11 protein-coding genes and 1 pseudogene are annotated in these 12,320 nt (G+C 71.6%); 9 read left to right on the top strand and 3 right to left on the bottom strand.

Annotation, left to right across the window (positions count from 1 at the left end; all coding sequences use genetic code 11):
- The first annotated feature begins 43 nt into the window (after positions 1-43).
- Both OG866_RS00825 and OG866_RS00820 read left to right on the top strand, forming a co-directional pair.
- Positions 44-370, top strand: a complete 327-nt coding sequence (locus OG866_RS00825) for a hypothetical protein (protein WP_329331316.1) — start codon at positions 44-46, stop codon at positions 368-370.
- 51 nt (positions 371-421) lie between these two features.
- Entirely contained in the window at positions 422-586 is a 165-nt protein-coding gene (locus OG866_RS00820) for a hypothetical protein (RefSeq protein ID WP_329331315.1), read from the top strand.
- Between the two features lie 646 nt (positions 587-1,232).
- Here the strand turns inward: OG866_RS00820 and OG866_RS00815 are convergent.
- On the bottom strand, positions 1,233-1,721 hold the full coding sequence (locus OG866_RS00815; protein WP_329331314.1) for a flavin reductase family protein: 489 nt from the start codon (positions 1,719-1,721) through the stop codon (positions 1,233-1,235).
- 101 nt (positions 1,722-1,822) lie between these two features.
- On the opposite strand from OG866_RS00815, the pseudogene OG866_RS00810 reads away from it, so the two are divergent.
- The 5 genes and pseudogenes from OG866_RS00810 to OG866_RS00790 all read left to right on the top strand — a co-directional run.
- A pseudogene (locus tag OG866_RS00810) lies at positions 1,823-2,155 on the top strand (alpha/beta hydrolase); the annotation flags it as partial.
- Between the two features lie 256 nt (positions 2,156-2,411).
- Complete coding sequence (locus tag OG866_RS00805; RefSeq protein ID WP_443063631.1) at positions 2,412-2,819, top strand: substrate-binding domain-containing protein; 408 nt, start codon at positions 2,412-2,414, stop codon at positions 2,817-2,819.
- 87 nt (positions 2,820-2,906) lie between these two features.
- On the top strand, positions 2,907-4,448 hold the full coding sequence (locus OG866_RS00800) for an apiosidase-like domain-containing protein (RefSeq protein WP_329331313.1): 1,542 nt from the start codon (positions 2,907-2,909) through the stop codon (positions 4,446-4,448).
- A gap of 268 nt (positions 4,449-4,716) precedes the next feature.
- Positions 4,717-5,760, top strand: a complete 1,044-nt coding sequence (locus OG866_RS00795) for a zinc-dependent alcohol dehydrogenase (protein WP_329331312.1) — start codon at positions 4,717-4,719, stop codon at positions 5,758-5,760.
- Positions 5,761-6,105: 345 nt separating this feature from the next.
- Positions 6,106-7,314, top strand: coding sequence for a sensor histidine kinase (locus tag OG866_RS00790; protein WP_329331311.1), 1,209 nt, complete (start codon positions 6,106-6,108; stop codon positions 7,312-7,314).
- Positions 7,315-7,344: 30 nt separating this feature from the next.
- On the opposite strand, the gene OG866_RS00785 is transcribed toward OG866_RS00790, so the two are convergent.
- Both OG866_RS00785 and OG866_RS00780 read right to left on the bottom strand, forming a co-directional pair.
- On the bottom strand, positions 7,345-8,637 hold the full coding sequence (locus tag OG866_RS00785) for a HupE/UreJ family protein (RefSeq protein WP_329331310.1): 1,293 nt from the start codon (positions 8,635-8,637) through the stop codon (positions 7,345-7,347).
- Positions 8,638-8,643: 6 nt separating this feature from the next.
- Positions 8,644-9,840, bottom strand: coding sequence for a DUF3500 domain-containing protein (locus OG866_RS00780; RefSeq protein ID WP_329331309.1), 1,197 nt, complete (start codon positions 9,838-9,840; stop codon positions 8,644-8,646).
- Positions 9,841-9,980: 140 nt separating this feature from the next.
- On the opposite strand from OG866_RS00780, the gene OG866_RS00775 reads away from it, so the two are divergent.
- Both OG866_RS00775 and OG866_RS00770 read left to right on the top strand, forming a co-directional pair.
- The gene (locus OG866_RS00775) at positions 9,981-10,700 is read left to right on the top strand and encodes a response regulator transcription factor (RefSeq protein ID WP_329331308.1); all 720 of its coding nucleotides are present in this window, start codon (positions 9,981-9,983) and stop codon (positions 10,698-10,700) included.
- On the top strand, positions 10,697-12,229 hold the full coding sequence (locus tag OG866_RS00770) for a sensor histidine kinase (RefSeq protein WP_329331307.1): 1,533 nt from the start codon (positions 10,697-10,699) through the stop codon (positions 12,227-12,229). Before OG866_RS00775 ends, OG866_RS00770 begins: the two co-directional genes overlap by 4 nt.
- Positions 12,230-12,320: the final 91 nt, after the last annotated feature.

Here is a 12,320-nt window from a genome sequence, read left to right as displayed (position 1 = left end):
GAGTGCCCCGAGTTCCCCTGTCACGGAGGAGAGTGCCGAGGAGGTGGACGCGGAGCCGACGTATGCCGAACTCGGTTCGGACGACTTCCCGATCGAGTTGCAGACCACGTCTCGGCAGTGCTTTGGATCGGCAGGCTGTCTCCTCACCGTCGAGCCGGACCTGACGCTGGTCGGGGACAGCGCCGACATCGACCCCGATGTGGTGTACGAGATCACCTACGAGATCGAGGGAGACGAATCGGGACCGGTGGTCGCGACGGCCGAGCTGACGAACCAGGACGACCTGACATTCACCCCGTCGCGGATCAGTACCGATTCGTCCTCGACGGATGTGAAGGTGGAGATCACCCAGGTCGACAGTCACCGCTAGACCGGGCAACGGAAAGACGGTCGACCTCGGGGGCATGCCACATTGACGGCTATGTCCGAGGTCGACGACTTCCTGGCTGATGTCCTGCCGCGCTTGCGTGTGGCGGGGATCGCGCTGCACCGGGTCGATGCCCGCCCTCGCAAGGCCCTGTGGTCGCAGGGGGATCCGGTCACCTTGTTCGGCGCCGAGGCGAGCCGTACCGCTGGTCGGAGGTGAGCCTCAGGTTCGACTGGGTGGCCGGCCGCTTAACCGAATGCACATCGTTGGAGTGGTCGCCATTGAGCGGATCACTGCCACGGCCAGCGGTGTCCCGACGTCCTACGCCTCGCGAGCGACCACGGTCTTCCGTGAGGAAGGCGGTACTTGGAAGGCAGTCCACCGCCACGGCGATCCGTGCCGTCAGGGCGAGTGAGCCTCTGCATCAGCCCGTACCTGTTGATCCGGCGCGCGGTCAGCACACGGAACCTTGCGATTGCGCAGCCAGGTCACGAGCCTCTCCTGCCGGTCCGGCGCAGAGTCGCCGGAGTCTGATAGCCGGTCAATAGCATGAACAGGCTGGCGATGGTGAGGTCCAGTGCCCACTCGAGGGGGAGATGCCAGTTGAGCTGGGCGCGGAGCGGGCTGAGGGTGTGGGTGCGGTCGGCGACCAGGCCTGTGCGACGGCCGGTGAGGATCCGGAGGTCGGCGAGGGTCTCGTCGCTGGTGTGAAAAGGAGTGCGGCCCTGGTCGGCGCTGACGACGGTGGCATCGGTGCTGCTTTCGCCGAGATGGTCGTCCGAGTCGGGCGTGGATTGCCCGGCCAGAGATGTAGTGCACCGGCGGATCGTGATCGAGGAGGATCGCGACGACCAGGGCGTGCCGCTCAGTTCGCTGGGTGGCCCGGAGCGATGTCATGGGTGTCGCTCAATGTCAGCACGGGGGTGCGGCTGCCCGTGAGACCTTCCGCCGCCTCAGGGGTGAGCAGGAAACCGACGTGGTCGCCGCCATCGATCCGGTTCTCCACGCGGCCGACAAACCAGGCGGGAGCCTCGTCCAGAACCGGTAGACCGCCCGGTCCCGCGTGCCACGGGACCTGGGTGAACTTGTCGGTGTGGTCGCCGGTTTCACCGCCGAAGAGCCGGGCCAGCCGGTCCTGGCCGTGGTGCAGAAGATGGACCGCGAGTCGGTCGGCGCGCTCGGCTACACGGTAGGTCCGGTTGGCTTTGGACAGCCAGACCATGAACCGGGCGGGCCGAATCGAGCACTGCGAGGCGAATCCGACCAGACATCCGGCCCTTTCCCCGTCGGCCTGCGTGGTCACGACGTACATCGGGTAGTCGAGCAGATCGGTGAAAGGGTCGAGATCGGTCACGGTATTCGTCTCCCCGTTCAAGAGATGGGATATAGGTCAAGCATTCACCAGCTCTGTGCCCCGCGCTCGCGGTGTGCGAGGGACCCGCCGATCTCCTCGACCGCCTGACTGACATCTTCGGCCAGATCGGCAGCCCCGAGCAGGAGTTCTACGTCTCCGACTTCCCAAAGCCCGGCCGCGCCGAGGCGGAGATCGAGCCCGACGTCCGGGGCTGGCTCGCGGGCTTCTACGCGGCCCTGTCCGCCGACACCATGCCCGCCCAGGGCGAGCCCGACCCCCACTTCGTCGCCCGCGCCGACGGCCGGCTGCGCGACCGCTTCCCGACAGGGGTTCTCCCGGCCTGGGTGAGCAAGGACGACCTCGACGTCTACGCCGGGGAGTTCGAGCGCACCGGCCTGACCGGCGCCCTCAACCGCTACCGCAACATGGACCGCGGCAAGGGCGGCGCAGGCGGCCATCCCACGTACGGCAGCCCGCCGAACGGGACCGACGGCACCGACGGCACCCCCGGAGCCGACGCGCTAGTGCTGGCGGGAGCCAACGGCCACGCCGTGATCACCTGGTAGAAGGGGCGGGGGCAGGTCAGAAAAGGTGAGTGTGAGTACCTGTGTCCGAACCTCGGTCTGGTGGTGACGGCATGAAGCGTCGCGCTGACGTGGGCGGCTGACGCTGGCGTGACCGCGCCGATTTCTGCGCGTTGGGTGGGGTGACATTCGTGCATCGAAACGTCGTGCGGTTCCCTGTTCTCGCCGGCGTGGAGTTGGGAACCGCTATCGCCGAGTGCGTGACGCGCTGGATGCCGACGTCGACTTCACCGCGGTCCTGGCCGGTACCGACGCGATCGCCGTCGGCGCGATGGCAGCCCTGCGCGAGGCGAGCCTGCGGGTGCCCCGTGACGTCTCGCTCATCGGCTTCGACGACGTTCCCTATGCGGCGGATCTGACGCCGTCCCTCACCACGGTCCGGGTCCCGTACGAGGAACTCGGGGGGACCGCCGTACGCCTGGCGCTCGACTGCGAGGATGCCATCACGGGCGACGACCATGTCGTCCTGAGCACCCAGTTGGTGATCCGGGAGTCGGTGCGGCCGCACAAGTGAGGTGACGGCGAGCGCCGTCGTCCACCCGCTCGACCGTTCGAAGCGCCGTGCCTCCGGAGCTTCCCGTTCACCCGAGGACCCACGCCCATGACCCTCCACGCCTGGCACCGGACCGAGCTGTCCCTCATCGCCGAACGCGACCACCCCGACCCGTACCCGGACGTCGAGCTGTGGGCCGACTTCACGCACCGGCCCACCGGAATCGTCCTGCGTCGCCCCGCCTTTTGGGACAGTGGCTCCACCTGGCGCCTGCGGTTCGCCGCGCCGGCTCCGGGAGTCTGGACGTGGCACACGGACGGCAACGTCGACGACTCCGGACTCGTCGGCCGCACCGGTGAACTCACCGTGGCGGCGGCCGAGTCCGCCCGTCGCTTCGAACGCCACGGCTTCTGGCGCATGTCCCCGGGCGCCCGCAGCCTGGTGCACGCCGACGGCACGCCCGCCCTCCTCGTCGCCGACACGGCCTGGGCGCTGCCCTGGCGGGCCACGCCCGATGACGTGCGCATCTACGCCGCGGACCGCGCCGCGAAGGGGTTCAACGCCGCCCTGCTCATGAGCGTGCAGCCAGACATGCACGCGAGAGGCCCCCGCGACCGTACCGAGGACGAAGGCTTCGGCGTCGGCTTCGAAGACCTGGAGCACGGCCGCCTCGCGCACCTCGACCCCGCCTACTTCCAGTATCTGGACGGGCTGTTGGACATCCTCCACGATCACGGCATCGTCCCCGTCCTGCAGCCCGTCTTCCAGGGGTTCGGCTGGAAGGGACGGTCGGTGGCGGGCACGGTGGTGTCGCCGGAGGAATACGCGCGCTACTGCCGCTACCTGGTGGCCCGTTACGGCGCCCGTCCCGTCGTCTACCTGGTGGGCGCGGACGGTTCCGGCGAGGAGCCGCAGGTCGCCGCCGGCGGCGAAGAGATCGAGGCGTGGGACGCGTACGGCCAACCCTGCGGCCTTCACTACCGGCCGCACGGCCGTGGCCGCGCCCATCAGGACGCCGTCTGGCTCGACTTCCAGTGGTGCCAGACCGGCCACTTCGGAGAGCACCTGCCCGAGCGGGTCGCCGACATGTGGCGCAACGAACCGGACAAGGGCGTCGCCAACGGCGAACCCACCTACGAGAACTCTGGGGAGACGGGGAAAGCCGCCGGCTGGTGGCAGGGCCACGAGGCCTGGTCCAACCTGTGCGCCGGCGGCACCATGGGCGTCGTCTACGGCGCGGGAAGCCTGTGGCAGTGGCGACTGCACGCCGAGGAGGGTGACCACGAGCCGTACTTCCTCGCCCCGGACTGCGGCTGGCGGGAAGCGCTGGACTTCGAGGGCTCCCGCTACGTCGGCCTGGTCGGCCGTGTCCTGGACGGGCTGCCGACGACTGACATGCGCCCGGACCGGGACCGCGCGATGGCCGGCAGAGCCCTGAACTCCCCGGACGGCACCCTGTACATCGCCTACGCCGAACACGGTGGACCGCTGCGGCTGAACCCCGAGACCGCGAAGACGTTTCCGCGCTCCTACCGGGTCGTCGATCCGCGGACGGGAGAGACGGTGGGCCAGGGCGTGCGCGGCGCCGACGACCTGACCGTTCCGGGCAAGGGCGGCACGCCACTCGTCTTCGTCTGTCACGACGCCTGACGGCTTGGGCAGAGGCGCCGCGGCGGGACCGGACGGTGGACGCCGCCGTGCCGCGACGGTCCGTCCGCGGGAGGTGTAGTCGACTACACCTCCCGTCCGGGAGGCCACTCCCTCGCGGCGGCGCACGGACCGCGAGATCGTCGAGGTGTGCGGGCGCCTGAACGGAGGCCCCTGAGGACGCCGAACCCGTGGGGACGGGGATCGGCGCCCAGCACCAGAGACCGCAGCACCCGCAGAAGCGGTCCCCAAGGAAAGGTTCCCCCCCTCCATGGCCACGATGAAGTCCCTCTGGACCGCCGGTGTCGGCAAGGTCGAGGTGCTGGACGTCGAGCGTCCCGTACCCGGCCCGAAGGACGCCCTTGTCCGCATCCGCGCCTGCGGCATCTGCGGTACCGACGTGTCCTTCCTGCACATGGGCGGCATGCCCGCACGGGCGCATCTGGGCGGGGAACTGGTCCCGGTGCCGCTCGGCCACGAGCCGGCCGGGGAGATCGTCGAGGTCGGTGCCGAGGTCACCGGCCTCAAGGCGGGCGACCGGGTGGTGGTCGACCCGACGGACCACCCCAGCGGCCTCATCGGCTGCGGCGGCCGGTACGGCGCGATGAGCGAGTACCTGCTCATCGAGAACGCCGAACTCGGCAAGAACCTGGCGACCTTCCCCGACACCGTGCCCTTCGCGGTCGCCGCGCTGAACGAGCCCATGGCCGTCGCCCGGCACTGCGTCAACCGCTCGGAGGCCGGCCCGGACGACCGGGTCGTCGTCTTCGGCGCCGGCCCGATCGGACTCGGGGCGGCCATCTGGCTCAAGCTGCGCGGCGTGCGGCACGTGGTGGTGGCCGACGTCATCCCCGCCCGGCTGGAGAAGGCCCTGGCCGTCGGGGCGGACGCCGTCATCGACTCCGCCCAGGAGGACATGACCGCGCGCCTGACCGAGCTGCACGGCCAGGCCGCCAACGCCCTCGGCCAGCCCCGGCCGGGCACCGACATCTACATCGACGCGGCCGGTGCGCCGGCCGTCTTCGACACCGTGATCGCCAATGCCAAGTGGCACGCCAAGCTGGTCATGGTCGCCGTACAGAAGAAGGGGTCCGAGATCGACCTCGGCGGCATGCTCCGCAGCGAGCTGACCCTCGTCGCCTCCCAGGGCTACCCGACCGAGATCTTCGAGGTCACGCCCGAACTCGCCGAGCACCAGGAGCGGTTCGCCAGACTGATCAGCCACCGCGTCCCCTTCTCCGATGCCGAGCGGGCCTACGAGCTCGCCCTCACCCCGGGCGCCGCCGAGAAGGTCGTCGTCACCCTCGACGCGTAGGCGCTCCGCCGGCCGTGCCGATATGCGGCTCCGCCACGGGGCCGGGCCGGGGCATGGTTCGGCTGCGGCGCCGTCGTGGCCGGTCGCTCCCCGCGCTCGCCACTCGCGCGGGCGGAGCGCCCCCCCGTCGCGGCGGAGCCGCACAGCAATGCGTCCCCGCGCCCCTCGGGGCGTTGCCGAACCGCGGTGGACTCCGCCGGGTCCGCTCGGCGGCAGCGGATGGCCCCGGGACTCCGGGCGGCTCCTTCGGCCCGGCGCCGACGGGCCGCTCGCCCGAGGTCAGTTCCGAGCTCTCCCCACGGGGCCGACCTCCCGCCGTCCCGCCACCGGACAGAAACCCTCCCCATGATCGACAACCTGAAGCGGTATCTGCACTGCCGCCCCCGCCGCGTCGACGCCGCGCTCGCCGCCGTCCTCCTCCTCGCCTGTGCCTGCCCCGCCAGTTCGCTCACGTTCCCGGGACACGGCCTCGCCCTCCCGTGGTGGCCGGGCTTCATGCTGTCCGCTGTCCCCTGCGCTTTCCTCCTGTGGCGTCGCACCCGTCCGCGGGCGGCGGTGGCGGTGGCCCTCGGCTGTGCCACGGCCGCGGTCGGGCTCGGGTATCTCGTCACGCCCCTCCTGCTGGGACCCCTGATGGCCGCGCTGTACTCGCTGGCCGCCCGCACCGGCCGAGGGACCGCGAACGCCTTCGCGTTCACCGGCGTCGCGTTGCTGACCTGCACGGCGCTGATCGCCGGCCCGGCCTACGAGCCCCTGGTCGTCAAGCTGCTCGGCCCCGCCTTCTGGCTGCTGCTGCCCACGTCCGCGGGCACCGTGAACCGGCTGCACAGGGCCTGTCTGGAAGCCGAACGGGCCCGCGCCGAGCACGCCGAGCGCGTCCGGGACGAGGAAGCGCGGCGCCGGGTCACCGAGGAACGCCTGCGTATCGCCCGCGACCTGCACGACGTCGTCGCCCACCACCTCGTCCTCACCAAGGTCCAGGCGGAGGCCGTCGTCCGCTTCCTGCGCACCCGGCCCGACGACGCCGAGCGACTGGCCGCCGAGCTCACGGGCACCGCCACCTCGGCGCTGCGCGAACTCAAGGCCACCGTGGGACTGCTGCGCGACGCGAACGGATCCGAGGAACCGCGGGAGGCCATCGTCTCGCTCTCCCGGCTTTCCGACCTGGCAGCCTCCTTCGAAGGAGCTGGTCTCTCGGTGTCCGTCACCGAGGAAGGGCGGCCGCGACAGCTCGCGGCCGGTGCCGGTCTCGCCGCTTACCGCATCGTGCAGGAGGCGCTCACCAACGTCACCAAGCACGCCGCCACCCGGTCCGCCGAGGTCCGGCTCGCCTACACCTGTGACCGGCTGATCGTCACGGTCATCAACGACGGAGTCCGGGAACACGTCGACCACCCTGTCCCGAACGGCGGTTTCGGGCTCACCGGTATGCACGAGCGGGCCCGCTCGGCCGGCGGCCGGCTGCTTGCGGGCCCCCGGCCTCTGGGCGGTTTCGAGGTCGTCGCGGAACTCCCTCTGCTCGGTGGCGCCGTCGGCGTACCCGCGAGGAGCTGAACCCACCACGCCCGGTGCGCACGGCCGTCGTCAACGGCGCGGCCGCACGCGCCGGGCGAGCGGTGGGAGTGCGGGGCGCCGGGCGGCGAAGGCGAGGGCCGCGACCGCCGCGGCGATGAGCAGAGGGTTCTGGACCAGCCACGTCTGTACGCCCGCGAACGGGTCGGTGGGAGTCAGCCCCGCCCGTTCCAGCATCCAGGACACCGAGAACACCAGGCCGACGCCGGCCACGCCGACGCGGAACGCGGTGTAGGCCCCGGTGCGCGCCAGGACGAGCAGCGACGGCATCAGCAGGGCGACGACGAGCAACTGGGTCAGCTCGATGCCCAGGTTGAAGCCGAGCAGCGTGGTCACCAGCGAGCCACGGGCCAGGCCGAGGTCGCCGATGAGCGAGGCGAACGCCAGCCCGTGGACGAGGCCGAAACCGGCGGCGATGAGCACCTCACCCCGCGCAGCCAGCGGTCGTACGGCATGGACGGCGGACACCGCGATCGAAAGGGCGATCAGCGTCTCGACCGGCCGGGACGGCACGTCGAGCAGTCCGGCGGCCGCGGCCGCCAGGGTGAGGGAGTGACCGATCGCGAAGGCGGTGACCACGTGCACGACTCGGACGACACTCCGTCGCGCCGATGGTGCTGCGGCCCGCCACCGGCCCCCGGCCGCCATCAGTGGGGCCGGAAGGAGCAGCATGAGCAGGAACAGCAGGTGGTCGGCGCCCGAGCCGACGTGCTCGATGCCGAGACCGGCGGTGGTGGCGAACCCCCGCAGCCATGAGCCCTGGCCCGCGGGGACGTCCAGGCTCTGCGTCTCGTGGTCGAGGACACCGAGTGTCTCGGCGTCGTCGGTCTTGAGGATGCCGCGGTCGAAGTCGTACCGGACGGTGACGAAGATCCGGTGGGTGAGCAGTTCCTCGACGATGACGTCGTAGCGCAGCCGGAAGTCGGTGACCTGCCCGTCGGGCGGGCGCAGTTCGAGTGGGTAGACCAGATGGGGTGTCCCGTCGATCGCACGGACCGAACCGGTGCCGAGTGAGACGGCCCAGGACCTGCCGTCGTCAGAGGCGGCGGCGATGTGCCCGGCGGTGTAGTTCTTCAGGAAAGCACGGTCTGCGCCGAGGACGTCGGCGCGGGTGAGGTCGCGGTGCACGGCGACGGAGAGCCGGTCGAGGGGCAGCCGCACCTCCCCCTGGACGCGGTCGTCACCGATGTCGAGGAGGACGGCGGAGGTGCTCATGGGATGGGCGCCGGCCGGCGACGCGAGGCCGCCGGCCAGCAGGAACACCGTGAGCACCGTGATCACCAGCGCGGGGAGAAGACGGCGCACGTGACGTCACTCCCAGCCGTAGTCGGCGGTCTCGTCCCGGAAGATCGTGTGCTGGTGGATCTCGTCGGTCGAGGCACCGGGCTGGTTGGAGAACTCGACCCAGGCGGACGGCCCGTCGAGCCGTATGTACGTCTGGTCGTTGTCGATCGTCGTCCCGCCGCTCCAGCCGATGTACGTCCTGTCGTACTCGGAGACGTACTTGTGCAGCAACCGCGCCGCGGCCTTCTCCTCCAGGTCGTCGACCCAGGTCCGCAGCATCGCGGTGACCTTGGCCTGTTGCTTCTTGGTGAGGTCGCCGACGAGGACGCCCTCGGGCTCGGCCGGGAACGGGCCGTCGTGGCCCGGGCCGAGGTAGAGGTCGTCGAAGCTGCCGTCGATCTCGGCGGCGGCCAGTTCGTCGGCGGTGAGCGCCTGGACGGCGCCGACAGCGGTGGCCCGCTTGTCCGCCAGCGGGGCGAGGTGCGTGCCGTCCGACAGGTCGAACTCCTCTGGCTCCACGGCGGTCAGGGTGGGGGAGAGGGACACGCTTCCGCCCGCGTAGGTGATGTTGTACGCCGCGTGGTGGCCGCCGAACTGGACCATGAACTGCCCGTTCCTGCTGGGCTGTCCGAAGAAGGAGATGTAGTACCACTCCGAGCCGAAGTTGGCGCCGCCGCCCCCGCCCCCGCCCCCGCCACCGCCTCCGCCACCGCCGGGGCCGCCGGTGGGCGTGCCGGTGGGTGTGGGCCGGGGCCTCGGCGGCAGCGCGGCGAGGTAGTCGTCGGACGCGCGGATCTCCACGAGTTCCTCGTAGCCCTGCTCGCTGAGCGAGGCCTCCATGACCTTGAGGGCGGCTGCCTCCTGCTCGTCGGTGAGGTCGCCGAGCTTGAGACCGTTGCGTTCCACGACGGGGGTGGGGAAGTTCGACCAGCCGGTCTTCTTCGCCGGGTCGTCGAAGTCGTAGAGCGCGGTGTCCTTCTGCTCGTCGGACAGCGTCGCGAGGAACGCCTTGGCGGCCTTCACGACCTGGGTGGTGTTCGCCCCGCCGGCTCCGGTGTGCCGTGCGGAGGCCGGGATCGGCGCCTCGGCCGCGAGCTGCGCCGAGGAGGTGGCGGAGCCGAGGGCGGTGCAGCCGGTCACACCGAGGGCGATGCACACGGCGAGGGCGGCGACGGTGCGGCGTGCACGCGCGGGGGTTCTCCCGGGAGGGACGACGGCGGACATGGGACTCCTGTGGGTGTGGGGGGGTGTTGCGGTCAGGGCCCCATGCTGGGCGGAGGAACTCAGAACCCGGCGGGATCTTTTCGGGAATTGGGCAAAGAACACCGCCGACGGCGTGGCGGGCGGTGGGTCATCATGAGCGGATGCGGAACCGTGTCCTCATCGCCGACGACGATCGCGCGCTACGTGAGTCCCTTGAACGGGCGCTGGAACTGGAGGGGTACGACGTGGTCGGCGCCGCCGACGGTGTCGAGGCGCTGGCACGGATCCGCCGGGAGCCGTTCGACGCGCTCGTCGTCGATGTGATGATGCCCCACGTCGACGGACTGGCGGTCTGCCGGGTGCTGCGCGCCGATGGCGACCGCACACCGACGCTGCTGCTCACCGCGCGGAACGAGACCCCCTACCGGGTCGCCGGTCTGGACGCAGGCGCCGACGACTATCTGCCCAAACCCTTCTCCGTGCCCGAACTGCTCGCCCGATTACGGGCGTTGCTGCGTCGAGCCGCCCTGACGCCGGGAACCGGGGCGCCGGAGGCGGGCGTACCGGACAGGAGCGGAGCCCCGCTGCGGATCGCGTCGCTGCGCGTCGAGCCGGCCGCCCGGCGCGCCTGGTGGGCCGGCGCGGAACTGGCCCTGACGAAGACGGAGTTCGACCTTCTTCAGCTGCTGGTCCGCAACGAGGGAATCGTGCTGCACCACGCGACCGTCTACCGGGAGGTCTGGGGTCCCGACGCCGGCGTGGACACCAAGAACCTGGCCGGTCACATCGGCTGTCTGCGGCGCAGGCTCGCCGCCGCCGGCGCGCCCGCCGGCCTCATCCACACCGTCCGCGGTGTCGGATACGCGGCACGGCGGCCATGAGTTTGCGCTCACGGCTCGCGCTCGCCTTCATGACGGTCGTGGCGGTGGTGGCGGTCCTGATCGGCGTGGAGAGCTACCGCGCCGCCTCCGACCGCGTCACCGCGGAGATCGACCGTACGCTGCGCTCGGTCACCGTGGTCGCGGCCAATGACCGCGACCAGGCGCCGGCCCTCGCCGACGCGCTCGCGACGGGCCCGGACCTCTTTCCCGGCCCCGACCGGCCCGGACCGGGCGACGAGGAGGAGTGGCGGATCGTCGTGCGGACCGTCGACCGGGACGGCACGTCCGCGCATCTGGGCGGTCCGCGCGTGCCGTTGCCGGTGTCCGGCACCGATCGCGCCCTCGCCGCGTCGGCCACGCCGGGGCGGTCGGACACCGCCGAGGTCGTCGTCGACGGTCGCACCTACCGCAGACTGACCACCGCACTCGGCGGAGACCGCGGGGCCGTGCAGGTGGCCGTGCGGGTCGACCAGACACACCATGTGCTGGGCGGCATGGCCAGGGAGATCGCCGCGATCAGCTGCGCGGTGCTGATCGCCGCGGCGGGAACCGGGTGGCTGCTGGCGCTGCGCGGCTCCAGGCGCCTGGCGCGGCTGGCCGGGGTCGCGGAGGAGGTCGGCGGCGAAGGCCGCGTCGCCGCCGTCCGGTTGGAGGGGGGCCGCGACGAGGTCGGCCGGCTCTCGGCGTCGTTCAGCAGGATGCTGGAGCGGCTCGCCGCCGCCAGTGAGGCTCGGGAGAGACTTGTGCGGGACACCGCCCATGAGCTGCGGACCCCACTGACCAGCCTGCGCACCAACGCGGACGTGCTGCGCCGGGTCACCGAACTCGCCCCGGGCGCCCGCGACCGGCTCCTCGACGACGTCGAGACCGAGACCCGCGAACTCGGTCACCTGGTCGACGAACTCGTCGAGCTCGCCCTGTCCCGGAGCCGCGACGAAGCCGAACACGCCGTGGAACTGGCCGTACCGGCCCGCCGGGCCGCGCAACGCCTGTACCGGCGCACCGGCCGGCTGGTCCTGCTCGACGCCGACGGATCCGTCGTCCTGGGCCGCGGCCAGAGCCTCGAACGCGCCGTGGGCAACCTGCTGGAGAACGCGGCCAAGTTCGACGGCGACGGCGACGTGCCCATCGAAGTGCGCGTCCACCGGGGCACCGTCACCGTCTCCGACCGCGGACCGGGCATCCCGGCCGGTGACGCGGAGCGCGTCTTCGACCGCTTCTACCGCGCCGCCTCCGCCCGCGGCCTGCCCGGCACCGGCCTCGGTCTCGCCATCGTCCGCGACATCGCCAAGGCCCACGGCGGCGCCGCCTTCGCGAGAACACGCCCCGGCGGCGGGGCCGAGGTCGGATTCACCGTGGACCGTTCGCGACTCCTGCCCGGCCACGACCCCGACTCCGGTCCTGGCTCCGGCTACCGCCCTGGCTTCAGCATCGGCTCCAGCCCTGGCTCCGGCCCCGGACCGCGGAACGAGGCCGGACCGGCACCTGGCCGGGGCTCCCCCGAACCGCTTGCCACGCCGGACCCCTGACCGCGTCGCGAACCGGCGTTTGGGTTTCGTGAGCGGCGGCGACGCCGCTGGCCGGGCGGGATCTGCTCCGGGGCCGTGGCCGACCTGCCGC

Origin of the sequence: Streptomyces sp. NBC_00663, from assembly GCF_036226885.1 — a bacterium.
GTDB lineage: Bacteria > Actinomycetota > Actinomycetes > Streptomycetales > Streptomycetaceae > Streptomyces.
This window is presented reverse-complemented; position numbering and strand designations above follow the sequence as displayed.